This window comes from Pseudomonas sp. SMN11 (genome assembly GCF_052041945.1).
In the GTDB taxonomy this organism is placed as follows: Bacteria; Pseudomonadota; Gammaproteobacteria; order Pseudomonadales; family Pseudomonadaceae; genus Aquipseudomonas.
Map to the genome: position 1 here is coordinate 1 of NZ_JBKGGW010000015.1, position 23,694 is coordinate 23,694.

Here is a 23,694-nt window from a genome sequence, read left to right on the forward strand (position 1 = left end):
CTGGATCCATTGCAGGCATTAGTCGTCTCCCACATTTCGAGCTGGGAACACTAGAATAGAGCCGACGTACCTATTCAGAATACCAAGATGCCCGATCCCGTCGAAACCCAAGCCCTAGAGCAGCTGCCGCTGGACGAGCTGGTCGCCTGCCACGAGTGCGACCTGCTGATGCGCAAGCCGGTGTTGCAGCATGACGAAAAAGCCCAATGCCCACGCTGTGGCTACGAGCTATACGCCCACCGGCACAATGTGGTCAACCGCAGCCTGGCCTTGGTGCTGACGGCTCTGCTGCTGTTCGTACCGGCCAACTTCCTGCCCATCATGCAGCTGCACCTGCTCGGCCAGACTTCGGACGATACCGTCTGGAGTGGGGTGCTAGGCCTGTACAACTCAGAGATGCGCGGCGTTGCCGTGGTGGTGTTCCTCTGCAGCATGGCCATTCCCCTAATCAAGCTGCTGTGCCAGTTGGCCGTGTTGCTGAGTATCCGCCTGAATGTGGGGCGTGATTACGGGCTGGTGTTCTACCGCTTTTATCATCATCTGCGTGACTGGGGCATGCTCGAGGTCTACTTCATGGGCGTGCTGGTGGCGATCGTCAAACTCGTGGACCTGGCTGAACTGACCGTTGGCCTGGGCCTGTTCTGTTTCATCAGCCTATTGCTGGTCCAGGTCTGGCTCGAAGTGGTGATGTCGCCACACCAGATATGGAGTGCATTGTCGGGGGAGGATCTCCATGCGGGCGATTGATGCAGGCATTCTGGTCTGCAATGAATGTCATGAACTGAACCGTCAGGATGACGACAGCGATTCGCAGACCTGTACACGCTGCGGCGCCATCGTGCATGCGCGCCGACCCAACAGCATCATCCGTACCTGGGCACTGCTGATCACCGCCGCGATTCTGTACATCCCTGCCAACCTGTTGCCGATCATGACCATCAGTACCTTGGGGCAGGGCAGCGGCGACACCATCATGTCCGGCGTCATCACCTTGCTCAAGCACGGCATGGTGCCAATCGCCGCGGTGGTGTTCATTGCCAGCATCCTGGTGCCTACCTTCAAGTTGGTGGGTATCGGTCTGTTGCTGTATTCGGTCCAGCGCCGCCAACCGCTGTCGGCAAGGCAACGGATACTGATGTACCGCTTCATCGAGTTCATAGGGCGCTGGTCCATGCTGGACATCTTCGTCATTGCCATTCTGGTGGCAGTGGTGAATTTCGGTCGCATCGCCAGTGTCGAAGCCAACCTGGGCGCTGTCGCCTTCGCAACTGTGGTGATCCTCACGATGCTTGCTGCTTTAACTTTCGATCCCCGACTGATCTGGGATAACACGGAGTCGGATGACGACCATGAGTGACATGCCAACGGCTAAAACCCGCCCTGCCTCGAACTGGTCGGCCATCTGGATCCTGCCGCTGATCGCGCTAATGATCGGTGGCTGGCTGGCCTGGCAGGCCTATCGCGATGCTGGCGTGGAGATCGAGGTGCGCTTCGAGACCGGCGAAGGCATCGTTGCCAACAAGACCGAGGTGATCTACAAGGGTATGTCGGTCGGCAAGGTCACGAAGCTGGTGCTCGACGCCGAGGGTGAGAACCAGGGGGTGATCGCCACCATCGAAATGAACAAGGCCGCCGAGCCGCACCTGACCAAGGGTACGCGCTTCTGGCTGGTCAAGCCGAGTGTCAGCCTGGCTGGTATCTCAGGCCTGGAAACATTGGTGTCCGGCAACTATATCGCGGTCAGCCCTGGTGAGGGCGAGCGGACCAAGCGCTTCAAAGCACTGAAGGTTGCGCCACCGCTGTCCGACACCGAGCCTGGCCTGCACCTGACCCTCAAGGCCGAGCGCCTGGGTTCGCTCAATCGGGACAGCCCGGTGTTCTACAAGCAGATCCAGGTCGGCCGGGTGAAAAGCTATCGCCTGTCCGATGACCAGAGCACGGTCGAGGTCAAAGTGTTCATCGAGCCTGCCTACGCCAGCCTGGTGCGCAAGCACACGCGTTTCTGGAACGCCAGCGGCATCAGCATCGACGCTGATCTATCGGGTGTTAAGGTGCGCAGCGAGTCGCTGTCGAGCATCGTGGCGGGTGGTATCGCCTTCGCCACGCCGGAATATCGAAAGGACAGCCCGCCGACCGACCCGAGCCTGCCGTTCCGCTTGTATGAAGACTTCGATGCGGCCCAGGCGGGTATCCGTGTCAAAGTGAAGTTGAGCGACTATGAGGGCCTGCAGGCCGGCCGTACGCCGGTCATGTACAAGGGTATTCAAGTCGGCTCGTTGAAAACCCTGAAGATGGAAGACAATCTGGCCAGCGCCACGGCGGAGCTGACGCTGGATCCACTTACCGAGGACTATCTGGTCGACGGCACGCAGTTCTGGGTAGTCAAACCGTCGATTTCCCTGGCCGGTATCACCGGTCTGGAAGCGCTGGTCAAAGGTAACTACATTGCCATTCGCCCTGGCGAGAAGGGCGCCAAGCCGCAGCGCGAGTTCGAGGCGCGGCCCAAGGCTCCGCCCCTGGACCTGAAGGCGCCAGGTTTGCACCTGGTGCTATTCGCCGACACTCTGGGTTCTCTGGAGATCGGTAGCCCGGTGATGTATCGCCAGGTGAAAGTCGGCAGCGTGCAGAGCTACCAGTTTGCCCGCAACAGCAAGCGGATCCTGATCGGAGTGCACATCGAGAAGGAATACGAAAACCTTGTCAACGGTTCCTCGCGCTTCTGGAACGTCAGCGGTATTACCCTGACCGGTGGCCTTTCGGGTATCAAGATCAAGAGTGAGTCGCTGCAGACCCTGATGGCCGGCGGTATCGCTTTCGATACGCCTACGCCGAATGTTGCGCTCAAGCGCCATATTCCACGCTTCCGCCTGCTGGAGAGCCAAGAGGCGGTGAACCGCACCGGTACCCTGGTCACCATTCGAGTAGATCGTGCCGACGGCCTCAAGCCGGGTACGCCAATCCGCTTCCGAGGCCTGGATGTCGGTAGCGTCGAGAGCGTGGACCTGACAAAAGACTTGCAGGCTGTATTGCTGCGAGCGCGCATCACCGAAGCGGCTGATCGCATTGCCCGGGCAGGCACGCAGTTCTGGGTGGTAAAGCCGGCGCTTGGGTTGGTGCGCACCGAGAACCTCGATACCTTGATTGGTGGGCAGTACATCGAAGTGCAGCCGGCGGCGAAGGACAAAGGGCCGCAGCGTGATTTCATTGCGCTGGGCGAGGCACCTGAAATCGTCGGAGAGGAAGTGGGCCTGCCGTTGACCCTGAGTGCGCCGAGGCGTGGTTCGATCAAGCCGGGGGTGCCCGTTACCTATCGCGAGGTGGCGGTTGGCAAGGTGACCGGTTTCGAGCTGGGCCAGACTGCAGATCGCGTGTTGATCCACATTCTGATTGAGCCACGTTATGCCGCCCTGGTGCGCGGCGGCAGCCGGTTCTGGAACAGCAGTGGCTTCGGCTTTGACTGGGGGCTGTTCAAGGGCGCGACAGTGCGTACCGAGTCGCTGCAAACGCTCATCGATGGCGGTATTGCATTCGCCACGCCTGAAGGCGAGCAGATGGGCAACCCGGCACGGCCGCAGCAGACCTTCGCCTTGTTCGACAAGCCCGAAGATGCCTGGCTGCAGTGGGCGCCGAAGATCCAGATCGCGAAGTAACAGTAGACGGGGCCGCCACGAGCGGCCTTTTCTGATTCTTAAAGCTGGCGCAACCCCTGTGGGAGCCGGCAAGCGCGGCTCCCACAAATACAGCGTACGCCTGGAGGCGGCATTAAACTGCAGGCATAAAAAAACCGACCCTAGGGTCGGTTTTTTCGACAAGCGTCGCTTAGGCAGCTGCAGCTTCTTTCAGTGCCTTGATGTGGCCATTCAGACGGCCTTTGTGGCGAGCAGCTTTGTTCTTGTGGATGATACCTTTGTCGGCCATACGGTCGATTACAGGTACAGCCAGAACGTAAGCGGCTTGCGCTTTTTCGGCGTCTTTTGCGTCGATGGCTTTAACTACATTCTTGATGTAGGTGCGGACCATGGAACGCAGGCTGGCGTTGTGGCTGCGACGCTTCTCAGCCTGTTTTGCACGTTTCTTGGCGGAAGGTGTGTTGGCCACCGTCGAGCTCCTCGAAAGACTTTAGGTAAATAGCAAACAAAATAGGCCGCGAATCATGCCGATGAGTCGACCGGATGTCAAGGCCACCTGCAGGGTTCCGCCGAGTGGTTCAGCAACAGGCGGGAAATATTCCTTTCTGCCGTGCTACCTGTAAACTCGGGAATTTTTGGCTCCCCTGCGAAGGCGCGGGAGTATCGCACATTCGGACGCTGTCTGGCAGCGCCCTCTGTCTCTGGCGTGAATCTTTTCGATGAATCTGCTCAAATCCTTGGCTGCAGTCAGCTCCATCACCATGATTTCGCGGGTGTTGGGCTTCGTGCGCGACACCATCCTGGCCCGTGTTTTCGGTGCCGGAATCGCCACCGACGCCTTCTTCATCGCCTTCAAGCTGCCCAACCTGCTGCGGCGGATATTTGCCGAAGGGGCATTCTCCCAGGCGTTCGTGCCGATTCTGGCCGAGTACAAGACTCAGCAAGGCGAGGAGGCGACACGGACCTTCATCGCCTATGTCAGCGGCCTGCTGACCCTGGTGCTGGCCCTGGTCACGGCAGTCGGCATCCTCGCCGCGCCGTGGGTGGTCTGGGCCACTGCCCCGGGTTTTGTCGACAGCGCCGAGAAGTACGCGCTGACCACGGACCTGCTGCGGGTGACGTTCCCTTATATACTGCTGATCTCGCTGTCGTCCCTGGCCGGTGCGATTCTCAACACCTGGAACCGCTTTTCGGTCCCGGCGTTCACCCCGACCCTGCTCAACGTGGCGATGATCATCTTCGCCGTGCTGCTGACGCCGTACTTCAACCCACCGATCATGGCCCTGGCCTGGGGCGTGCTGGCCGGTGGCCTGGCGCAGTTGCTGTACCAGCTGCCAGCGCTGAAGAAGATCGGCATGCTTGTGCTGCCGCGCCTCAATCTGCGCGATGCCGGCGTATGGCGGGTGCTCAAGCAGATGCTGCCGGCGATCCTCGGGGTGTCGGTGAGCCAGATCTCGTTGATCATCAACACTATCTTCGCCTCGTTCCTGGTCGCCGGCTCGGTGTCATGGATGTACTACGCCGACCGCCTCATGGAGTTGCCTTCGGGGGTGCTGGGCGTTGCCCTGGGCACCATCCTGCTGCCGACCCTGGCCAAGACCTACGCCAACAAGGACCGCGAGGAGTATTCGCGGATCATGGACTGGGGCCTGCGCCTGTGCTTCCTGCTGGTACTGCCGTGCACCCTGGCCCTGGCGATCCTCGCCGAGCCGCTGACCGTGGCGCTGTTCCAGTACGGCAAGTTCAGTGCCTTCGACGCCGCGATGACCCAGCGCGCGCTGATCGCCTATTCGGTCGGCCTGCTGGCGATCATCCTGGTCAAGGTACTGGCACCGGGCTTCTATGCGCAGCAGAATATCCGTACGCCGGTGAAGATCGCGATCTTCACCCTGGTCTGCACCCAGCTGTTCAACCTGGCGCTGATCGGCCCGCTGCAGCACGCCGGCCTGGCCCTGGCGATCAGCCTGGGTGCGTGCCTGAACGCGGGCCTTCTGTTCTGGAAGCTGCGCAGCCAGCAATTGTTCCAGCCCCAACCGGGCTGGGCGATGTATCTACTCAAGCTGGTGCTGGCAGTCACATTGATGGCGGCGGTGTTGCTGGTGGGCATGCACTACCTGCCAGCCTGGGAACAGGGCAACATGCTTGAACGGTTCCTGCGCCTCGGTGCGTTGATCGCGGCGGGTGTGGTGACCTATTTCGGCTGCCTTTACCTGTGTGGTTTCCGGCCCCGGCATTTCGCCCGCAAGGCCCTGCACTGAGGCAGAGGGCGGGTCAGGCGTCGGTTTTTCGCATTCCACGCCACCCCTTGGCGCTGCTGCCTGTCACCAGCGCCCGGGTGTGGTTATAATCGGCCACTTTATGAGCAAGAAGCGCGTTATGCAGCTGGTTCGAGGTCTTCACAACCTGCGCCCCGAGCACCGGGGCTGTGTCGCCACCATTGGCAACTTCGACGGGGTTCACCGCGGCCACCAGGCGATCCTGGCGCGCCTGCGCGAGCGCGGCCAGGCGTTGGGCCTGCCGACCTGCGTGGTGATCTTCGAGCCGCAGCCGCGCGAGTACTTCGCCCCGGACACTGCACCCGCCCGCCTGGCGCGCCTGCGCGACAAGGTCGAACTGCTGGCCGCCGAAGGCATCGACCGGGTGCTGTGCCTGGCGTTCAATCAGCGCCTGAGCAAACTCAGCGCCGATGCGTTCGTCAAGGCGATCCTGGTCGATGGCCTGGGCGTGCGCCACCTCGAAGTAGGCGATGACTTCCGCTTCGGTTGCGACCGTGCCGGCGACTTCGCCTTCCTGGTCGCTGCCGGCGAGCAATACGGGTTTACCGTCGAGGCTGCCAACACGGTGATCCAGGACGGCCTGCGGGTCAGCAGCACCGAGGTGCGCAAGGCGCTGTCCGAAGGCAACTTCGAGTTGGCCGAGCACCTGCTGGGCCGCCCATACCGTATTACCGGCCGTGTGCTGCATGGCCAGAAGCTGGCTCGCCAGCTCGGCACGCCAACCGCCAACATCCAGCTCAAGCGCCGCCGTGTACCGCTGTCCGGGGTCTACCTGGCCAGCATCGAGATCGACGGCAAGGCCTGGCCGGGTGTCGGCAACATCGGGGTGCGCCCCACCGTGGCCGGCGACGGCCGCCCGCACCTCGAGATTCATCTACTGGATTATGCCGGCGATCTGTATGGCCGGCGCCTGACGGTGGAATTCCACCACAAGCTGCGTGAAGAGCAGCGATTCGCCTCCCTCGAGGCGCTGAAGTCGGCGATCGATGCGGATATCGCCGCCGCACGTGCACATTGGCACGCTCAACCGCTAACGAAGAGCCTGAAATGACCGACTACAAAGCCACGCTAAACCTTCCGGACACCGCCTTCCCCATGAAGGCCGGCCTGCCTCAGCGCGAACCGCAGATCCTGCAGCGCTGGGACAGCATTGGCCTGTACCAGAAGCTGCGCGAAATTGGCAAGGATCGTCCGAAGTTCGTCCTGCACGACGGCCCGCCCTATGCCAACGGCAAGATTCATATCGGTCATGCGCTGAACAAGATCCTCAAGGACATGATCGTCCGTTCCAAGACCCTGTCGGGCTTCGACGCGCCGTACGTACCGGGCTGGGACTGCCACGGCCTGCCGATCGAACACAAGGTCGAGGTCACCCACGGCAAGCACCTGACTGCCGACCGCACCCGCGAGCTGTGCCGCGAGTATGCCGCCGAGCAGATCGAGGGGCAGAAGACCGAGTTCATCCGCCTGGGCGTCCTGGGTGACTGGGACAACCCTTACAAGACCATGAACTTCGCCAACGAGGCCGGTGAAATCCGTGCCCTGGCCGAGATGGTCAAGCAAGGCTTCGTGTTCAAGGGCCTCAAGCCTGTGAACTGGTGTTTCGATTGCGGTTCCGCCCTGGCTGAAGCCGAAGTCGAATACGCCGACAAGAAATCCCAGACCATCGACGTGGCCTTCCCGGTCGCCGACGAGGCCAAGCTGGCTGCCGCCTTCGGCCTGGCTTCGCTGGCCAAGCCAGCCGCCATCGTGATCTGGACCACCACCCCGTGGACCATCCCGGCCAACCAGGCGCTGAACATCCACCCGGAGTTCAAGTACGCGCTGGTCGATACCGGCGAGCGCCTGCTGGTGCTGGCTGAAGAGCTGGTCGAATCGTGCCTCAAGCGCTACAACCTGGAAGGTTCGGTGATCGCCACCGCCCCAGGCTCGGCCCTTGAGCTGGTCAACTTCCGCCACCCGTTCTACGACCGCCTGTCGCCAATCTACCTGGCCGACTACGTCGAGCTGGGCGCCGGTACCGGCGTGGTGCACTCGGCGCCTGCCTACGGTGAAGACGACTTCGTCACCTGCAAGCGCTACGGCATGGTCAACGACGACATCCTCACCCCAGTGCAGAGCAACGGCGTGTACGTCGAGTCGCTGCCATTCTTTGGCGGCCAGTTCATCTGGAAGGCCAACCCGGCCATCGTCGACAAGCTGAGCGAAGTCGGCGCGCTGATGCACACCGAAACCATCAGCCACAGCTACATGCACTGCTGGCGCCACAAGACCCCGCTGATCTACCGCGCCACTGCGCAGTGGTTCGTCGGCATGGACAAGCAGCCGAGTACCGGTGAGCCGCTGCGCGAGCGTGCGCTGAAAGCCATCGAAGACACCAAGTTCGTCCCGGCGTGGGGCCAGGCGCGCCTGCACTCGATGATCGCCAACCGCCCCGACTGGTGCATCTCGCGTCAGCGTAACTGGGGCGTGCCGATCCCGTTCTTCCTGCACAAGCAGACTGGCGAGCTGCATCCGCGCACCGTCGAACTGATGGAAGCCGTGGCCAAGCGCGTCGAGCAAGAGGGCATCGAAGCCTGGTTCAAGCTCGACGCCGCCGAACTGCTGGGTGACGAAGCCGGCCAGTACGACAAGATCGCCGATACCCTGGACGTCTGGTTCGACTCCGGTACCACTCACTGGCACGTGCTGCGTGGCTCGCACGACATCGGCCACGCCACCGGCCCGCGCGCCGACCTGTACCTGGAGGGTTCCGACCAGCACCGCGGCTGGTTCCACTCGTCCTTGCTGACTGGTTGCGCCATCGACGGCCACGCGCCGTACCGCGAATTGCTGACCCACGGCTTCACCGTGGACGAAAGCGGCCGCAAGATGTCCAAGTCGCTGGGCAACACCATCGAGCCTGAAAAGGTCAACAACACCCTGGGTGCCGACATCCTGCGCCTGTGGGTTTCCGCGACCGACTACTCGGGCGAGATGGCTGTTTCCGAGCAGATCCTGCAGCGCAGCGCCGATGCCTACCGTCGTATCCGCAACACCGCGCGCTTCCTGCTCTCCAACCTGTCCGGCTTCGACCCGGCCCGCGACCTGCTGGCCCCGGAAGACATGCTGGCCCTGGACCGCTGGGCGGTGGACCGTACCCTGCTGTTGCAGCGCGAGCTGGAAGAGCACTACGGCGAATACCGCTTCTGGAACGTCTACTCGAAGATCCACAACTTCTGCGTGCAGGAGCTGGGTGGCTTCTACCTCGACATCATCAAGGACCGCCAGTACACCACCGGCGCCAACAGTGTCGCCCGCCGTTCCTGCCAGACCGCGCTGTACCACATCAGCGAGGCGCTGGTGCGCTGGATCGCACCGATCCTGGCGTTCACCGCCGACGAAATCTGGCAGTACCTGCCAGGCGAGCGCAACGAATCGGTCATGCTCAATGGCTGGTACCAGGGCCTGACCGAACTGCCGGAAAGCACTGAGCTGGACCGCGCCTACTGGGACCGCGTGATGGCCGTCAAGGCCGCGGTCAACAAGGAGCTGGAGAACCAGCGTACTGCCAAGGTCATCGGCGGCAACCTGCAGGCCGAAGTCACCCTGTTCGCCGAGGAAGGCCTGAGCGCAGACCTGAGCAAGCTGGGCGACGAGCTGCGCTTCGTGCTGATCACTTCGGCCGCCAGCGTGGTGCCGTTCGCCCAGGCGCCGGCCGAAGCCGTGGCCACCGAAGTCGAAGGCCTAAAACTGCAGGTGGTCAAGTCTGGCCACGTCAAGTGCGGCCGTTGCTGGCACTTCCGCGCTGACGTCGGCAGCCACCCGGAGCACCCGGAAATCTGTGGCCGTTGCGTCGACAACCTGACCGGTTCCGGTGAGGTGCGCCACTATGCCTAACCCTGCAGCGGGGCGCTTCGGGCGCCTTGCATGGCTGTGGCTGAGCTTGCTGGTCCTGGTCCTCGACCAGGCCACCAAGCTGTACTTCAACAATGCCCTGACCATGTACCAGCAGATCGTCGTCATCCCCGACTACTTCAGCTGGACCCTGGCCTACAACACCGGTGCAGCGTTCAGCTTCCTCGCTGATGGCGCCGGCTGGCAGCGCTGGCTGTTCGCCTTGATCGCCGTGGTGGTCAGTGCGGTGCTGGTGGTCTGGCTCAAGCGACTGGGGCGCGGCGAGACCTGGCTGGCGGTGGCGCTGGCATTGGTACTGGGCGGTGCGATCGGCAACCTGTACGACCGCATCGTGCTCGGCCATGTGGTCGACTTCATCCTGGTGCACTGGCAGAACCGTCATTACTTCCCGGCCTTCAACCTGGCCGACAGCGCCATCACCGTTGGTGCGGTGATGCTGGCGCTGGATATGTTCAAGAGCAAGAAGTCCGAGGATCCGGTCCATGACTGACACCCGTATCGGCCAGAACACCGAAGTCACCCTGCACTTCGCGCTGCACCTGGAAAACGGCGACACCGTCGACAGTACGTTCGACAAGGCCCCGGCCACCTTCAAGGTCGGCGACGGCAACCTGCTGCCAGGCTTCGAGAGCGCGCTGTTCGGCTTCAAAGCCGGCGACAAGCGCACTGTGGTGGTGGCCCCGGAAAACGCTTTCGGCCAGCCCAACCCGCAGAACGTGCAAGTCATGCCGCGGCCCCAGTTCGAGGGCATGGAGTTGTCCGACGGGCTGCTGATCATCTTCAACGACGCCGCCAACACCGAGCTGCCGGGTGTGGTCAAAGCGTTCGATGACAACCAGGTGACCATCGACTTCAACCACCCACTGGCTGGCAAGACCCTGACCTTCGAGGTGGAGATCCTCGAGGTGAAGGCCCTGTAAGCCTGGAGCCGAGCATGCAAATCAAACTCGCCAACCCGCGCGGTTTCTGCGCGGGGGTCGACCGGGCGATCGAAATCGTCAACCGTGCGCTGGAAGTCTTCGGCCCGCCGATCTATGTGCGTCACGAAGTGGTGCACAACAAGTTCGTGGTGGAAGACCTGCGCAACCGTGGCGCCATCTTCGTCGAAGAACTGGACCAGGTACCGGACGACGTCATCGTCATCTTCAGTGCCCACGGTGTTTCCCAGGCCGTGCGCCAGGAGGCCGCCGGCCGGGGCCTGAAGGTGTTCGACGCGACCTGCCCGCTGGTCACCAAGGTGCACATCGAAGTGGCCAAGTACAGCCGCGATGGCCGTGAGTGCATTCTCATCGGTCACGAAGGGCACCCGGAAGTCGAAGGCACCATGGGGCAATATGACGCCAGCAACGGCGGTGCCATCTACCTTGTCGAGGACGAGGAAGATGTTGCTCAGCTGCAGGTGAACGACCCGGACCACCTGGCCTTCGTCACCCAGACCACGCTGTCGATGGACGACACCAGCCGCGTGATCGATGCCCTGCGCGCACGCTTCCCGAATATTGGCGGCCCACGCAAGGACGACATCTGCTACGCCACGCAAAACCGTCAGGATGCGGTCAAGCAGCTGGCCAGCGAAAGTGATGTATTGCTGGTAGTTGGCAGCCCCAACAGCTCCAACTCCAACCGCCTGCGCGAGCTGGCCGAGCGCATGGGGACCCCGGCCTATCTGATCGATGGCGCCGAGGACATGCAGCGTGCCTGGTTTGAAAAGGCGCAACGGGTGGGTATCACCGCCGGTGCTTCGGCTCCCGAAGTGCTGGTGCAGGGTGTGATCGAACAGCTCAAGGCCTGGGGCGCTACCGGCGCCGAAGAGCTGGATGGACGGCCGGAGAACATCACGTTCTCCATGCCTAAAGAGCTGCGGGTTCGCTCGCTGATCTGAATCAGCGGCCTGCGCACAGGGAGTCTGCTTCATTGACTGTGCGCAGGTCGACCCTGCCAGCGCTTGATATCACTACCTGATACTTGTTGCTCGCAGGGGAATGCTCACAAACCTCCAGCGTCGCGCCGAACTGGCCCACTGGCATTCCCAGAGCACCGAATTTCACCTGTCCCTTGGTGTTTTCGACGATCCTCATCGAACGCGTTAGCCGGTGTTCGCGCAGCACTTGCTGATTGTGCTCCAGCTGCACACGCCAGCCCTTGCCCCAATCATTTTCCAGAGGCTGCACTAGCACAGCCTGGCTCTGCAGCATGGCGTGGCTGCGCGCACTGCGCAGTGCCTGGGCCAGATCTCGGGCTGCCGCTGCTCTGTGTAGGTCATCGCTCAACCTCGCGTAGGCCGGCATGCCGAGCTGCGTCAGCAGGGCGGCCATGGCCAGGGCGAACATCATTTGAATCAGTGTTACACCACGTTGCTTCACCGTGCATTCCTCCCTGGAAGTGCTTGGCTATAGCTTCACGGTCATTGGACAGGAGGTCCAGTCGACCTAGTTCAAGGTAGTGGCGGGAAAACTCGCAGGAGGTGCAAGGATGCACAAGAAGCAGCGGGGCATGACGCTTCTGGAAGTACTGTTGGCTGTCGTAGTGGTGGCTGTTGGCATATTCGCTTCGGCAGCGATGCAGCTGAAAGCATTGCAAGTGACGGACAATGCGCGCCGTGATGGGCAGGCGGCGTTTGCGATGCACAGTGAACACGAGCGGAGCCGGCCATGATGCGCAAGCAAGTCGGCTTCGGGTTTCTGGAGGTGATGCTGGCGATGGCAATCGGGCTCATGGTGCTGGCCGCTGCTGGTCAGCTCTTTGTCTCTGCCCATCAAACATGGCGCCTTCAAGGCGCTGCATTGCGCCTTCAGGATGATGCACGGTTGGCGATGCTACGGATAGCTCAAGATATCCGAATGGCAGGCATGTTCGGTTGCCTGCGACTGAAGCCCGATGACTTCATGGACCCGATAGCTCGGCAGGCGTTCGTGCAGCCACTGGTAATTGGGTCGTCCAGCCTGGAGTTGGTGGTCGCTGAGTCATCGGGGTACGCAGGGAAGCCGGAGTGGACATTGCTGACGGACTGCCGTGATGGAGCCGTCGTGTACAAAGACCCTCCTTCGCAAGCCGGCACGCTCATGGCCGTGCGAATCAGCCGTCATCGTTACGAGCTGCGCGGTTCAACCCTCTATTTCATACGTGGCCAAAACTCACAGCCGCTCGCCAACCATGTGCGTGAGATGCAGGTGACGCAGGTTGATGCATCCGAGGGGGGAAGGGTGGATCTGCAACTGACGCTGTTTGAGCCGACACTACAAATTGAGCAGCGCCATCAACTGAGCGTGGCGCTGCGCAATCTGGTTTCCGAGTCATGATCCGTCAACGCGGAGTGGTGCTGCTGCTGTCGCTTGTGCTCAGTTTGCTGCTGGCTTTGCTTGCAGCTTCAGCCCTGCGCGATGCGCTGGTCGAAACGCGCATGACCGCCATCGTGCGTGAGGGGCTGAGGGCATTCGAGGAGGCGGAAGCTGCACTGCAGGCCGGCGCCGAAGAACTCCTGCGTGCTCCGCCAGGCCAGTGCGGCGACTGCCAACCACCATCACGTCCACACGACCTGCAAGGCCAATGGCAAAGCGTCACAGGTGGCTACTTTCACTTGCAGAACCTGGGTACAACCACCCGAGCCGCCCATATGCCGGAGGGTGAGCCGGTCACCTTGTACCGCGTAACAGCCGTCAGCCAGCAACTGGCAGCCCGCCAGGTCCTGGAGGCCGTCTACGCCATTCCGACCGCTCAAGCACAGGCGCCCCAGCGCATCCTCTGGCGGCAAAGACTGAGGCAGGACTGACATGCAGCAAGGTATGACCCTGATCGAGTTGTTGATTGTCGTGGCCGTGACCGGCATTCTGGCAGCCATTGCCTACCCCAGTTACAGCGACCAGCTCAGGCGAGCCGCACGCAGCGAAGTGGTTGGCCTGCTGCATGACGCTGCCCTGCGCCTGGAGCGCCATCGCGTGCGCACCGGCCAGTATGCCGAGGGCGACCCACAGTTGCCGGCCGGCAACCGCCACTACCGCCTACAGGCCCAACGCGACAGCGACACCTTCACGCTGATCGCCCGGCGACTGCCCGACGGCCTGATGGCCGAGGACCGCTGCGGCGACTTCCAGCTCGACCAGGCCGGTGTGCAGAGCAATCCGGGCGCCATGCAAGGCAGCGAGCGCTGCTGGGGGAGCTGAAGGTTAAATGATGCCCAGGCATCGCGGATTTACTTCAGGTGTTGGATCGACAGATGAGCAAGCAAGTAGTGGTGGTCGGCGGCGGGGTCATCGGCCTGCTGACCGCGTTCAACCTGGCGGCGACGGTCGGCCAGGTGGTGGTGTGTGATCAGGGCGAAGTAGGCCGTGAGTCTTCATGGGCGGGTGGCGGCATCGTCTCGCCGCTGTACCCCTGGCGCTACAGCCCGGCGGTAACCGCACTGGCGCATTGGTCGCAGGATTTTTATCCACAGCTGGGCGAACGCCTGTTCGCCAGCACTGGCGTCGATCCGGAGGTGCACACTACTGGCCTGTACTGGCTCGATCTGGATGACGAAGCCGACGCGCTGGCCTGGGCCGAGCGTGAACGGCGGCCACTCAGCGCTGTGGATATCTCCGCCGCCTACGATGCGGTGCCGGTGCTTGGCCCGGGTTTCAAGCACGCGATCTTCATGGCCGGTGTAGCCAATGTGCGTAACCCTCGCCTGGTGAAGTCGCTCAAGGCGGCGTTGCTGGCACTGCCCAACGTGACCTTGCGCGAGCACTGCCAGGTCAGCGGCTTCGTTCATGAAAACGGGCGCGTAACTGGTGTACAGACGGCTGGCGGTGTGCTCTCGGCAGATGAAGTGGTGCTCAGCGCTGGCGCCTGGAGCGGTGACCTGCTGCGCACCCTGGGGCTCGAGCTGCCGGTCGAGCCGGTGAAGGGCCAGATGATCCTGTTCAAGTGCGCCGAAGATTTCCTGCCGAGCATGGTGCTGGCCAAGGGGCGCTATGCGATCCCGCGTCGTGACGGGCACATTCTGGTGGGTAGTACGCTGGAGCATGCCGGTTACGACAAGACCCCGACCGAGGACGCGCTGGCCAGCCTCAAGGCTTCAGCCATCGAACTGCTGCCAGAGCTGAAGGATGCCACGGTGGTGGGGCATTGGGCAGGGCTGCGGCCTGGCTCGCCGGAAGGCATTCCCTACATCGGGCCGGTGCCGGGGCATGACGGTTTGTGGCTGAACTGCGGTCATTATCGCAACGGGTTGGTGTTGGCGCCGGCTTCGTGTCAGTTGTTCACCGACCTGCTGACCGGGGCCAAGCCGATCATCGATCTGGCACCGTATGCACCAGCGGGGCGTTTGGGCTGAGGGCCTCTTCGCGGGTAAACCCGCTCCCACAGGGATCTCACAGGTCTGTGTGGGAGCGGGTTCACCCGCGAAAGGGCCTGAACTGAGATAGCCTCTGCCTTATTGGCCAGGCCCCCGCTGCAAGTGCGCCTGGCTGCAGTACCAGTCATTCCCCTGCTGCAGCGCCCGGTCGTCGGGCAGGTGCACGCCGCAGTGGGCGCAGCGCACCATCTTCAATGGCGCGTCGAGCTTCGGCTCGGAGTGCGTCTGCTGGCTGACTTTGAACTTGCGCCACAGCCAGAACGCGGCGGCGATCAGGGCGATCCAGAAAAGTAGGCGAACCATGGTGTCCAGCTTGTTGGTTGTAGAAGCCGACAGTCTAGGACGCGGGCATAAAAAAAGGGAGGCCTCGGGCCTCCCTTTCTCATTGCACCTGGATCAGTCGAACAGACCAAAGGTCATGTAGCTGAACCACGAGCGGTCTTTCTCGGCTTCTTTGGGGCCTGCCGGCACGATCGGGTCGCCGTTCTCGTCCTTTGGCAGCAGCTCTTGCGGCATCTCGTCGCGCGCGTCCTGGAACTGCTTGACCACGTCCTGGTTGGCGCGGGTTTCACCCGGCGGCAGCGGGGTTTCGGTCTCGATCAGGCCCAGGGTGGCCTTGGACAGCCAGCCGCGGCCGTCAGACTCGGTCTGCTTGGGCTGGAACTGGCCATCGACCAGGCTCGGGTGGTCGGGGTAATTGAGCTTGAGGGTTTCCAGGCTGGTGGCCGCCAGCTCGTCCAGGTGCATCTTCTGGTACGACTCGACCATGACCGCCAGGCCGTCGCCGACCGATGGGGTTTCCTGGAAGTTCTCGACCACGTAGCGGCCACGGTTGGCAGCGGCCACGTAGGCCTGGCGGCTCAGGTAGTAGTCGGCCACGTGAATCTCGTAGGAAGCCAGCAGGTTGCGCAGGTAGATCATGCGCTGCTTGGCGTCCGGGGAGTAGCGGCTGTTGGGGAAGCGGCTGGTCAGCTGGGCGAACTCGTTGTACGAGTCACGGGCGGCACCCGGGTCACGCTTGGTCATGTCCAGCGGCAGGAAACGCGCCAGCAGGCCACGGTCCTGGTCGAACGAAGTCAGGCCCTTGAGGTAGTAGGCGTAGTCGACGTTCGGGTGCTGCGGATGCAGGCGAATGAAGCGTTCGGCAGCCGATTTGGCAGCCTCAGGCTCGGAGTTCTTGTAGTTGGCGTAGATCAGCTCGAGCTGCGCCTGGTCGGCGTAGCGGCCGAACGGATAGCGCGACTCCAGGGCCTTGAGCTTGTTCACGGCACTGGTGTAGCTGGAGTTGTCCAGATCAGCCTGAGCCTGTTGATACAGCTCGGCCTCACTGAGGTTCTCGTCAATGACTTCCTTATTGGAGGAACAGGCCGCGGTGAGCCCGAGGATGGCGATCAGCAGCAGGTGTTTCACTTGCATGGCGGCTTGCGTCCCTTTGACGGCCGCTGTCTTGGGCGGTGCCGTCCTGTTATGATGAGCGCCCCGGCCAACCCCGGGACAAAAGAAGCCGTATTTAACCACAAGCTCGCAGCCGAAACCAAAGGCTGTGCGCCCGCCGAATCGAGCATGTCCGAGATCATTCAACTTAGCGCAGAGGTCCCGTCCGAACTGGGCGGCCAACGCCTCGACCAGGTCGCCGCCCAATTGTTCGCCGAGTATTCGCGTTCGCGGCTTACTTCGTGGATCAAAGAAGGCCGCCTGACGGTCGATGGCGCGGTCGTGCGCCCTCGGGACCCCGTCCATGGTGGTTCGCAACTTATCCTGGAGGCCGAGCAAGAGGCCCAGGGTGAGTGGGTCGCAGAAGATATCGAACTCGATATCGTCTACGAAGACGACCACATCATGGTGATCAACAAGCCTGCCGGGCTGGTTGTACACCCGGCCGCCGGGCATGCCAGCGGTACGCTGCTCAATGCGCTGCTGCACCATGTGCCAGACATCATCAACGTGCCGCGCGCCGGCATCGTTCACCGCCTGGACAAGGACACCACCGGTCTGATGGTGGTGGCCAAGACCCTGCAGGCGCAGACCAAGCTGGTCGAGCAGTTGCAGAGCCGCACTGTCAGCCGCATCTACGAATGCATCGTGGTTGGGGTGGTGATCGCCGGCGGCAAGATCGACGCCCCGATCGGCCGTCACGGCGGGCTGCGCCAGCGCATGGCGGTGACTGACGGCGGCAAGCCTGCGGTCAGCCACTACCGGGTGCTCAAGCGCTTCCGTTCGCACACCCATGTGCGGGTCAAGCTGGAAACCGGTCGTACTCACCAGATCCGCGTGCACATGGCGCATGTCGGTTATCCGCTGGTCGGCGACCAGACGTACGGCGTGCGTTTCCGTATTCCGCCGGCAGCGAGCCCAACCATGGTCGAGGCGGTCAAGAACTTCCCACGCCAGGCGCTGCATGCGCGGTTCCTGGCTTTGGTCCATCCGATCACCGGTGAGAAGATGAAGTGGGAGTCGCCACTGCCGGACGACTTCGTCTGGTTGCTGTCGCTGCTCAACCAGGACCGCGAGAGCTTTATCGGATGAACGGCCTGACGCAGTCGCTGCTGATCCCCGACTGGCCAGCCCCGGCCTCGGTTCGCGCCTGCGTCACTACCCGTGAGGGCGGCGTCAGCCTGCCGCCTTACGAATCCTTCAATCTAGGCGACCACGTGGGCGATGACCCGCTCGCCGTCGCCGAGAATCGCCGTCGCCTCAACGACGTATTCAGCATCCAGCCAGCCTGGCTCAAGCAGGTGCATGGCCTGGTGGTGGCGGATGCCGACCCGGCGGTGGTGGCCGAGGCCGATGCCAGCTGGACTGACCAGCCTGGCATTGCCTGTACCGTGATGACGGCCGATTGCCTGCCAGCGCTGTTCTGTGATCGCGCCGGTACCCGCGTGGCGGCAGCCCATGCCGGCTGGCGCGGGCTGGCGGGTGGTGTGCTCGAGGCGACCCTTGATCGCCTGGCGCTGGCGCCTGAAGAGGTGCTGGTGTGGCTCGGGCCGGCCATTGGCCCCAAGGCTTTCGAGGTGGGGCTGGAGGTGCGCGATGCCTTCACTGCCGTGCATCCTGAGGCGGTCAGGGCGTTCGTCGATGGCGAACGGCCGGGCAAGTTGATGGCGGACATCTATGAGCTGGCGCGCATTCGCCTGGCGGCGCGTGGGGTGACGGCTGTTTATGGCGGTGGTTACTGCACGGTCAGTGATGCCCGCTTCTTCTCCTATCGCCGTACCCCTCAAGGTGGTCGCTTCGCCTCGTTGGTCTGGTTGGCCCCGCGCTAATCCAGAAAGCTGACCCCGGTCAATCCCGCTACGCTTGAATCTTCCAGAATCAGCCTTATCTATAAGGTCATCTCAGGCAGGTTTCTTCATAAACAGGCGCTGTCCATCGCTCCGACCTGCCCTTTAAAGGAAGGTACACCATGCGAATAGACCGTTTGACCAGCAAGCTCCAGCTTGCAATATCCGATGCCCAATCCCTGGCTGTTGGCATGGACCACCCAGCCATCGAGCCCGTGCACCTGCTGCAGGCACTGCTCGAACAGCAGGGCGGTTCCATCAAGCCGCTGCTGATGCAGGTCGGCTTCGACATCAACAACCTGCGCCAGGCATTGGTGAAAGAACTCGACCAGTTGCCGAAAATCCAGAACCCCACTGGCGACGTGAACATGTCGCAGGACCTGGCGCGCCTGCTCAACCAGGCCGACCGCCTGGCCCAGCAGAAGGGTGACCAGTTCATTTCCAGCGAACTGGTGGTGCTCGCCGCCATGGACGAGAACAGCAAGCTCGGCAAGCTGTTGCTCAGCCAGGGCGTGACCAAGAAGGCCTTGGAAAACGCCATCAACAACCTGCGCGGCGGTGCGGCGGTGAATGACGCCAACGCAGAAGAGTCGCGTCAGGCCCTGGACAAGTACACCGTCGACCTGACCAAGCGCGCCGAGGAAGGCAAGCTCGACCCGGTGATCGGCCGTGACGACGAAATTCGCCGCACCGTGCAGGTGCTGCAGCGTCGCACCAAGAACAACCCGGTGCTGATCGGCGAGCCTGGCGTGGGTAAAACCGCCATCGCCGAGGGCCTCGCCCAGCGCATCATCAACGGTGAAGTGCCCGATGGCCTGAAAGGCAAGCGCCTGCTGGCGCTGGACATGGGCGCGCTGATCGCCGGTGCCAAGTACCGCGGCGAGTTCGAAGAGCGCCTCAAAGGCCTGCTCAACGAGCTGTCCAAGCAGGAAGGGCAGATCATCCTGTTCATCGACGAACTGCACACCATGGTCGGCGCCGGCAAAGGCGAGGGCGCCATGGACGCCGGCAACATGCTCAAACCGGCCCTGGCCCGTGGCGAGCTGCACTGCGTCGGTGCCACCACGCTCAACGAATACCGCCAGTTCATCGAGAAGGACGCGGCGCTGGAGCGGCGCTTCCAGAAAGTGCTGGTGGAAGAGCCGAGCGAGGAAGACACCATCGCCATCCTGCGTGGCCTGAAAGAGCGCTATGAAGTGCACCACAAGGTGGCCATCACCGACGGTGCGATCATTGCCGCGGCCAAGCTCAGCCACCGCTACATCACCGATCGCCAGCTGCCGGACAAGGCCATCGACCTGATCGACGAAGCGGCCAGCCGCATCCGCATGGAGATCGACTCCAAGCCGGAAGTGCTCGACCGCCTCGACCGTCGCCTGATCCAGCTGAAGGTGGAATCCCAGGCGCTGAAGAAAGAAGAAGACGAGGCGGCGAAGAAGCGCCTCGAGAAGCTCACCGAAGAAATCGAGCGGCTGGAGCGCGAGTATTCCGACCTGGAAGAGATCTGGGCGTCGGAAAAAGCCGAAGTGCAGGGCTCGGCGCAGATTCAGCAAAAGATTGAGCAGGCCCGCCAGGAACTGGAAAGCGCCCGTCGCAAAGGTGACCTGAGCCGCATGGCCGAGCTGCAGTACGGGGTGATCCCGGACCTGGAGCGCAGCCTGCAGATGGTCGACCAGCACGGCAAGACCGAGAACCAGTTGCTGCGCAACAAGGTCACAGAGGAAGAGATTGCCGAAGTGGTGTCCAAGTGGACCGGCATCCCAGTGGCGAAGATGCTCGAAGGCGAGCGCGAGAAGCTGCTGAAGATGGAAGACTTGCTGCATCAGCGGGTGATCGGCCAGGGCGAGGCAGTCACTGCTGTTGCCAACGCCGTACGCCGTTCGCGTGCCGGGCTGTCCGACCCCAACCGGCCAAGTGGTTCGTTCCTGTTCCTGGGCCCGACCGGTGTGGGCAAGACCGAGCTGTGCAAGGCGTTGGCCGAGTTCCTGTTCGATACCGAAGAGGCCATGGTGCGCATCGATATGTCCGAGTTCATGGAGAAACACTCCGTGGCTCGCCTGATCGGCGCCCCGCCAGGCTACGTCGGTTACGAAGAGGGCGGTTACCTGACCGAGGCCGTGCGCCGCAAGCCGTACTCGGTTGTGCTGCTGGATGAAGTAGAGAAGGCTCACCCGGATGTGTTCAACGTGCTGTTGCAGGTGCTGGAAGACGGCCGCCTGACTGACAGCCATGGCCGCACCGTGGACTTCCGCAACACGGTGATCGTGATGACCTCCAACCTGGGCTCGGCGCAGATCCAGGAACTGGTGGGGGATCGCGAGGCGCAGCGTGCGGCGGTAATGGATGCAGTGGGTTCGCACTTCCGTCCGGAGTTCATCAACCGGATCGACGAGGTGGTGGTGTTCGAGCCGCTGGGCCGCGAGCAGATCGCCGGTATCACCGAGATCCAGCTTGGCCGCCTGCGCAGCCGCCTGCTCGAACGCGAACTGTCGCTGAGCCTGAGCCCAGAGGCCTTGGACAAGTTGATCGCCGTGGGTTACGACCCCGTATATGGCGCACGGCCGCTGAAGCGGGCGATCCAGCGCTGGATCGAAAACCCGCTGGCGCAGCTGATCCTGGCTGGCAAGTTCATCCCAGGGACGGCGATTACCGCCAAGGTGGAAGGCGACGAAATCGTATTTGCCTGATTGTTCCTGCAAATGAGCCCCGCTTCGGCGGGGCTTTTTTGTGTCTTCCTTTACCGGCCTCTTCGCGGGTAAACCCGCTCCTACAGGGTAATGCGATCTCCTGTGGGAGCGGGCGAGCCCGCGAAGAGGCCGGCACAGGCCCAGCAAATCCGGGGCTTTCCGGCCTTCTTGGATAACTTGCTGAAATTTTTGAAATTTCTGCTTGCATCAAAAAACGTGTGCCCCTAATATACGCCGCGTTGTCAGGCACTAAGCGAATCACCAGAAACATCGGTGACCGCAAAACAACTTACAAATCAGTAAGTTGAATGAAAAAAAGTGGTTGACAAGCAAAACGAAGAATGTAGAATAGCCGGCCTCAGCAGCGACAACGCGAAAGCGGATAGCCAAAGAGACCGAAGCTAACACAAGCTTCGAAGCTGTAAAGATGTGCCGAAGTTCAGTTCCGCGATAGCTCAGTCGGTAGAGCAAATGACTGTTAATCATTGGGTCCCTGGTTCGAGTCCAGGTCGCGGAGCCAATCTCGGGGTGTAGCGCAGTCCGGTAGCGCGCCTGCTTTGGGAGCAGGATGTCAGGAGTTCGAATCCCCTCACCCCGACCATTTTCCGGGTCGTTAGCTCAGTTGGTAGAGCAGTTGGCTTTTAACCAATTGGTCGTAGGTTCGAATCCTACACGACCCACCATGTAAAAAGGGGCATCTCGATCGAGGTGCCCTTTTTTTTAAGCAAGACCTCGGGGTGTAGCGCAGTCCGGTAGCGCGCCTGCTTTGGGAGCAGGATGTCAGGAGTTCGAATCCCCTCACCCCGACCATTTTTGGGTCGTTAGCTCAGTTGGTAGAGCAGTTGGCTTTTAACCAATTGGTCGTAGGTTCGAATCCTACACGACCCACCAAGAACAAAGGGCATCTCGCATGAGATGCCCTTTTTCTTTTGCCTCGAAAAAATGGGCAAAAAGAAGGACCGCCTAGGCGACCCTTCATCTTCGATCAGTGCAGCTTCAATCGCGGCTCAGTGCCCCGGCCAATCTTGCTGCCCAGCATCATCAACGCCGTGCGGAAGAAGCCATACAGCGCCATCTGGTGCATGCGGTACAGCGACACGTAGAACATCCGCGCCAGCCAGCCTTCCAGCTTCACGCTGCCCATCAGGTTACCCATCAGGTTGCCCACTGCCGAGAAGCGCGACAGCGACACCAGCGAACCGTAGTCCTTGTACTCGTAAGTCGGCAGCGCCTTGTTCTCCAGCCGCGCCTTCAGGCTCTGCGCCAGCATCGAAGCCTGCTGGTGCGCGGCCTGAGCCCGTGGCGGCACGTTGCGGTCGCTGCCCGGCTGCGGGCACGCGGCACAGTCACCGAAGGCGAAGATATTGTCATCGCGGGTGGTCTGCAGGGTAGGGCGCACCACCAGCTGGTTGATGCGGTTGGTTTCCAGGCCGTCGATATCCTTGAGGAAGCCCGGCGCACGAATACCCGCCGCCCACACCTTGAGGCTCGCCTGGATCACTTCACCGTCTTTGGTCTTCAGGCCATCCTCGGTCACTTCACTGACCGCAGCATTGGTCATCACCTTCACCCCGAGTTTTTCCAGGGTCTTGTGCACCGGCACGCTGATGCGCTCCGGCAGCGCCGGCAGCACGCGTGGGCCGGCCTCGATGATGGTGATGTGCATGTCCTTGGGCTGGATGCGGTCCAGGCCATAGGCTGCCAGTTCGTGGGCGGCGTGGTGCAGCTCTGCGGCCAGTTCCACACCGGTGGCACCGGCGCCGACGATGGCCACGCTGATCTGTTCGCTGGCCACGTCACCGGCGTGGGCACGCAGATAGTGGTTCAGCAGCTGCTGGTGAAAGCGCTCGGCCTGCTTGCGGGTGTCGAGGAACAGGCAGTGTTGCGCCGCACCCAGGGTGCCGAAGTCGTTGGTGTTGGAACCCACGGCAATGACCAGGGTGTCGTAGCCCAGGGTGCGCGCAGGCAGCAACTCGCGGCCCTCTTCATCGAGGGTGGCGGCCAATTGGATCTGCTTGCCTTCACGGTCCAGGCCGCTCATGCGCCCCAGCTGGAAGTTGAAGTGGTTCCACTTGGCCTGGGCCACGTAGTTCAGTTCGTCTTCCGAAGAGTTCAGCGAGCCGGCGGCCACTTCGTGCAGCAGCGGTTTCCAGATGTGCGTGAGGTTGGCGTCGACCAGGGTGATCTCGGCCTGCTTGCGCTTGCCCAGGCTTTTACCCAGGCGGGTCGCCAGTTCCAGGCCGCCGGCGCCGCCGCCGACAATCACGATGCGATGAGTCATGGGGATATCTCATAAGGTTTACGGAATTCGTGGCCCCAAGGGCCGGCCGCAAACTGCACGAGGGGAGGGCGAGCGCAACGCAGCTCATAGCACCAGTCCACTCAGCAGGCGGCTGATGAGACCCAACCCGATGGTCACGGCCAGTACCAGCACAAGGAGCAGCCAGGGCCGAAAAGGCCGGCGCTCGACTTGGTGCTGGGGGGCTCGCAGATACTCATCGACACGACGCTGATCTTCCGGGGTCAGGCGACTGGTCATGGTGGGCCTCGTCAGGTAGACGTTTGTGACTGCCCGAACGCCACAGCGTTCAG

23 protein-coding genes and 5 tRNA genes are annotated in these 23,694 nt (G+C 62.2%); 22 read left to right on the plus strand and 6 right to left on the minus strand.

The window, feature by feature from the left end; all coding sequences use genetic code 11:
• The first annotated feature begins 87 nt into the window (after positions 1 to 87).
• The 3 genes from ACLEJU_RS14640 to ACLEJU_RS14650 are packed head-to-tail and all read left to right on the plus strand — an operon-like array spanning position 88 to position 3,650.
• Positions 88 to 747 (plus strand): paraquat-inducible protein A, encoded by a 660-nt coding sequence (locus ACLEJU_RS14640; RefSeq protein WP_435425119.1) that lies wholly within the window; start codon positions 88 to 90, stop codon positions 745 to 747.
• Positions 734 to 1,357: a paraquat-inducible protein A gene (locus tag ACLEJU_RS14645; protein WP_435425120.1), complete on the plus strand. Its 624-nt coding sequence runs from the start codon at positions 734 to 736 to the stop codon at positions 1,355 to 1,357. The genes ACLEJU_RS14640 and ACLEJU_RS14645 overlap by 14 nt, the downstream gene beginning before the upstream one ends.
• Positions 1,350 to 3,650, plus strand: a complete 2,301-nt coding sequence (locus tag ACLEJU_RS14650; protein WP_435425121.1) for an MlaD family protein — start codon at positions 1,350 to 1,352, stop codon at positions 3,648 to 3,650. The genes ACLEJU_RS14645 and ACLEJU_RS14650 overlap by 8 nt, the downstream gene beginning before the upstream one ends.
• Before the next feature lie 169 nt (positions 3,651 to 3,819).
• On the opposite strand, the gene rpsT is transcribed toward ACLEJU_RS14650, so the two are convergent.
• Positions 3,820 to 4,098, minus strand: coding sequence for a 30S ribosomal protein S20 (gene rpsT / locus ACLEJU_RS14655; RefSeq protein ID WP_003247625.1), 279 nt, complete (start codon positions 4,096 to 4,098; stop codon positions 3,820 to 3,822).
• A 250-nt stretch (positions 4,099 to 4,348) separates the two neighbouring features.
• Between rpsT and murJ the strand changes: the two genes are divergently transcribed.
• The 6 genes from murJ (at position 4,349) to ispH (ending at position 11,684) form a co-directional block, all read left to right on the plus strand.
• Entirely contained in the window at positions 4,349 to 5,887 is a 1,539-nt protein-coding gene (gene murJ / locus ACLEJU_RS14660) for a murein biosynthesis integral membrane protein MurJ (RefSeq protein ID WP_103445787.1), read from the plus strand.
• Positions 5,888 to 6,005: 118 nt separating this feature from the next.
• Complete coding sequence (gene ribF / locus ACLEJU_RS14665) at positions 6,006 to 6,956, plus strand: bifunctional riboflavin kinase/FAD synthetase (RefSeq protein WP_103445786.1); 951 nt, start codon at positions 6,006 to 6,008, stop codon at positions 6,954 to 6,956.
• The gene (ileS, locus tag ACLEJU_RS14670) at positions 6,953 to 9,784 is read left to right on the plus strand and encodes an isoleucine--tRNA ligase (protein ID WP_435425122.1); all 2,832 of its coding nucleotides are present in this window, start codon (positions 6,953 to 6,955) and stop codon (positions 9,782 to 9,784) included. Before ribF ends, ileS begins: the two co-directional genes overlap by 4 nt.
• The gene (lspA, locus tag ACLEJU_RS14675; RefSeq protein ID WP_054886101.1) at positions 9,777 to 10,292 is read left to right on the plus strand and encodes a signal peptidase II; all 516 of its coding nucleotides are present in this window, start codon (positions 9,777 to 9,779) and stop codon (positions 10,290 to 10,292) included. Before ileS ends, lspA begins: the two co-directional genes overlap by 8 nt.
• Entirely contained in the window at positions 10,285 to 10,722 is a 438-nt protein-coding gene (gene fkpB / locus ACLEJU_RS14680; protein WP_435425123.1) for an FKBP-type peptidyl-prolyl cis-trans isomerase, read from the plus strand. Before lspA ends, fkpB begins: the two co-directional genes overlap by 8 nt.
• A 14-nt stretch (positions 10,723 to 10,736) precedes the next feature.
• Positions 10,737 to 11,684, plus strand: coding sequence for a 4-hydroxy-3-methylbut-2-enyl diphosphate reductase (ispH, locus tag ACLEJU_RS14685; protein WP_435425124.1), 948 nt, complete (start codon positions 10,737 to 10,739; stop codon positions 11,682 to 11,684).
• Position 11,685: 1 nt separating this feature from the next.
• On the opposite strand, the gene ACLEJU_RS14690 is transcribed toward ispH, so the two are convergent.
• On the minus strand, positions 11,686 to 12,165 hold the full coding sequence (locus ACLEJU_RS14690; protein WP_435425125.1) for a GspH/FimT family pseudopilin: 480 nt from the start codon (positions 12,163 to 12,165) through the stop codon (positions 11,686 to 11,688).
• Between the two features lie 109 nt (positions 12,166 to 12,274).
• Between ACLEJU_RS14690 and ACLEJU_RS14695 the strand changes: the two genes are divergently transcribed.
• From ACLEJU_RS14695 to thiO, 5 genes are read left to right on the plus strand one after another with little or no spacing between them, the layout of a single operon-like run.
• Positions 12,275 to 12,457 carry a prepilin-type N-terminal cleavage/methylation domain-containing protein gene (locus ACLEJU_RS14695; RefSeq protein ID WP_435425126.1) on the plus strand — a complete coding sequence of 61 codons (183 nt, stop codon included), beginning with the start codon at positions 12,275 to 12,277 and terminating at the stop codon, positions 12,455 to 12,457.
• The gene (locus ACLEJU_RS14700) at positions 12,454 to 13,101 is read left to right on the plus strand and encodes a PilW family protein (protein ID WP_435425127.1); all 648 of its coding nucleotides are present in this window, start codon (positions 12,454 to 12,456) and stop codon (positions 13,099 to 13,101) included. The genes ACLEJU_RS14695 and ACLEJU_RS14700 overlap by 4 nt, the downstream gene beginning before the upstream one ends.
• Entirely contained in the window at positions 13,098 to 13,571 is a 474-nt protein-coding gene (locus tag ACLEJU_RS14705; protein ID WP_435425128.1) for a hypothetical protein, read from the plus strand. The genes ACLEJU_RS14700 and ACLEJU_RS14705 overlap by 4 nt, the downstream gene beginning before the upstream one ends.
• Position 13,572: 1 nt before the next feature.
• Positions 13,573 to 13,962 (plus strand): type IV pilin protein, encoded by a 390-nt coding sequence (locus tag ACLEJU_RS14710; protein ID WP_435425129.1) that lies wholly within the window; start codon positions 13,573 to 13,575, stop codon positions 13,960 to 13,962.
• Between the two features lie 53 nt (positions 13,963 to 14,015).
• Positions 14,016 to 15,113, plus strand: coding sequence for a glycine oxidase ThiO (gene thiO / locus ACLEJU_RS14715; RefSeq protein ID WP_435425130.1), 1,098 nt, complete (start codon positions 14,016 to 14,018; stop codon positions 15,111 to 15,113).
• Positions 15,114 to 15,212: 99 nt separating this feature from the next.
• Here thiO and ACLEJU_RS14720 read toward each other — a convergent pair whose 3' ends face one another.
• Together ACLEJU_RS14720 and ACLEJU_RS14725 are read right to left on the minus strand one after the other, a co-directional pair.
• A complete protein-coding gene (locus ACLEJU_RS14720) occupies positions 15,213 to 15,437 on the minus strand; it encodes a PP0621 family protein (RefSeq protein ID WP_435425131.1) in 225 nt (74 codons plus the stop codon).
• A gap of 93 nt (positions 15,438 to 15,530) precedes the next feature.
• Positions 15,531 to 16,550 carry an outer membrane protein assembly factor BamD gene (locus tag ACLEJU_RS14725; RefSeq protein WP_060512985.1) on the minus strand — a complete coding sequence of 340 codons (1,020 nt, stop codon included), beginning with the start codon at positions 16,548 to 16,550 and terminating at the stop codon, positions 15,531 to 15,533.
• 147 nt (positions 16,551 to 16,697) lie between these two features.
• Here ACLEJU_RS14725 and rluD point away from each other — a divergent pair, with 147 nt between their 5' ends.
• From rluD to ACLEJU_RS14765, 8 genes are all read left to right on the plus strand, one after another.
• Entirely contained in the window at positions 16,698 to 17,660 is a 963-nt protein-coding gene (gene rluD / locus ACLEJU_RS14730; protein ID WP_159412195.1) for a 23S rRNA pseudouridine(1911/1915/1917) synthase RluD, read from the plus strand.
• Positions 17,657 to 18,397, plus strand: coding sequence for a peptidoglycan editing factor PgeF (gene pgeF / locus ACLEJU_RS14735; protein ID WP_435425132.1), 741 nt, complete (start codon positions 17,657 to 17,659; stop codon positions 18,395 to 18,397). The genes rluD and pgeF overlap by 4 nt, the downstream gene beginning before the upstream one ends.
• A gap of 140 nt (positions 18,398 to 18,537) precedes the next feature.
• Positions 18,538 to 21,102 carry an ATP-dependent chaperone ClpB gene (gene clpB, locus ACLEJU_RS14740; protein ID WP_294339501.1) on the plus strand — a complete coding sequence of 855 codons (2,565 nt, stop codon included), beginning with the start codon at positions 18,538 to 18,540 and terminating at the stop codon, positions 21,100 to 21,102.
• Positions 21,103 to 21,546: 444 nt separating this feature from the next.
• Positions 21,547 to 21,622 (plus strand) — tRNA-Asn (locus ACLEJU_RS14745).
• Between the two features lie 4 nt (positions 21,623 to 21,626).
• A tRNA-Pro gene (locus ACLEJU_RS14750) sits at positions 21,627 to 21,703 on the plus strand.
• 6 nt (positions 21,704 to 21,709) lie between these two features.
• A tRNA-Lys gene (locus ACLEJU_RS14755) sits at positions 21,710 to 21,785 on the plus strand.
• Between the two features lie 50 nt (positions 21,786 to 21,835).
• A tRNA-Pro gene (locus ACLEJU_RS14760) sits at positions 21,836 to 21,912 on the plus strand.
• A gap of 5 nt (positions 21,913 to 21,917) precedes the next feature.
• Positions 21,918 to 21,993: transfer RNA gene (locus ACLEJU_RS14765), tRNA-Lys, on the plus strand.
• A gap of 94 nt (positions 21,994 to 22,087) precedes the next feature.
• Here ACLEJU_RS14765 and ACLEJU_RS14770 read toward each other — a convergent pair.
• Positions 22,088 to 23,383, minus strand: coding sequence for an NAD(P)/FAD-dependent oxidoreductase (locus tag ACLEJU_RS14770; RefSeq protein ID WP_110639969.1), 1,296 nt, complete (start codon positions 23,381 to 23,383; stop codon positions 22,088 to 22,090).
• Between the two features lie 84 nt (positions 23,384 to 23,467).
• Positions 23,468 to 23,641 (minus strand): DUF3094 domain-containing protein, encoded by a 174-nt coding sequence (locus tag ACLEJU_RS14775; protein WP_435424159.1) that lies wholly within the window; start codon positions 23,639 to 23,641, stop codon positions 23,468 to 23,470.
• Positions 23,642 to 23,694 lie beyond the last annotated feature (53 nt).

Coding starts and splice junctions, on each gene's coding strand:
- ACLEJU_RS14640 (WP_435425119.1), top strand. CDS start 88: ATGCCCGATCCCGTCGAAACCCAAGCCCTAGAGCAGCTGCCGCTGGAC.
- ACLEJU_RS14710 (WP_435425129.1), top strand. CDS start 13,573: ATGCAGCAAGGTATGACCCTGATCGAGTTGTTGATTGTCGTGGCCGTG.
- rluD (WP_159412195.1), top strand. CDS start 16,698: ATGTCCGAGATCATTCAACTTAGCGCAGAGGTCCCGTCCGAACTGGGC.
- thiO (WP_435425130.1), top strand. CDS start 14,016: ATGAGCAAGCAAGTAGTGGTGGTCGGCGGCGGGGTCATCGGCCTGCTG.
- ACLEJU_RS14650 (WP_435425121.1), top strand. CDS start 1,350: ATGAGTGACATGCCAACGGCTAAAACCCGCCCTGCCTCGAACTGGTCG.
- murJ (WP_103445787.1), top strand. CDS start 4,349: ATGAATCTGCTCAAATCCTTGGCTGCAGTCAGCTCCATCACCATGATT.
- ACLEJU_RS14700 (WP_435425127.1), top strand. CDS start 12,454: ATGATGCGCAAGCAAGTCGGCTTCGGGTTTCTGGAGGTGATGCTGGCG.
- ispH (WP_435425124.1), top strand. CDS start 10,737: ATGCAAATCAAACTCGCCAACCCGCGCGGTTTCTGCGCGGGGGTCGAC.
- ACLEJU_RS14775 (WP_435424159.1), bottom strand. CDS start 23,641: ATGACCAGTCGCCTGACCCCGGAAGATCAGCGTCGTGTCGATGAGTAT.
- ACLEJU_RS14770 (WP_110639969.1), bottom strand. CDS start 23,383: ATGACTCATCGCATCGTGATTGTCGGCGGCGGCGCCGGCGGCCTGGAA.
- fkpB (WP_435425123.1), top strand. CDS start 10,285: ATGACTGACACCCGTATCGGCCAGAACACCGAAGTCACCCTGCACTTC.
- ileS (WP_435425122.1), top strand. CDS start 6,953: ATGACCGACTACAAAGCCACGCTAAACCTTCCGGACACCGCCTTCCCC.
- ACLEJU_RS14695 (WP_435425126.1), top strand. CDS start 12,275: ATGCACAAGAAGCAGCGGGGCATGACGCTTCTGGAAGTACTGTTGGCT.
- ACLEJU_RS14705 (WP_435425128.1), top strand. CDS start 13,098: ATGATCCGTCAACGCGGAGTGGTGCTGCTGCTGTCGCTTGTGCTCAGT.
- clpB (WP_294339501.1), top strand. CDS start 18,538: ATGCGAATAGACCGTTTGACCAGCAAGCTCCAGCTTGCAATATCCGAT.
- ACLEJU_RS14725 (WP_060512985.1), bottom strand. CDS start 16,550: ATGCAAGTGAAACACCTGCTGCTGATCGCCATCCTCGGGCTCACCGCG.
- ACLEJU_RS14645 (WP_435425120.1), top strand. CDS start 734: ATGCGGGCGATTGATGCAGGCATTCTGGTCTGCAATGAATGTCATGAA.
- ribF (WP_103445786.1), top strand. CDS start 6,006: ATGCAGCTGGTTCGAGGTCTTCACAACCTGCGCCCCGAGCACCGGGGC.
- ACLEJU_RS14720 (WP_435425131.1), bottom strand. CDS start 15,437: ATGGTTCGCCTACTTTTCTGGATCGCCCTGATCGCCGCCGCGTTCTGG.
- lspA (WP_054886101.1), top strand. CDS start 9,777: ATGCCTAACCCTGCAGCGGGGCGCTTCGGGCGCCTTGCATGGCTGTGG.
- pgeF (WP_435425132.1), top strand. CDS start 17,657: ATGAACGGCCTGACGCAGTCGCTGCTGATCCCCGACTGGCCAGCCCCG.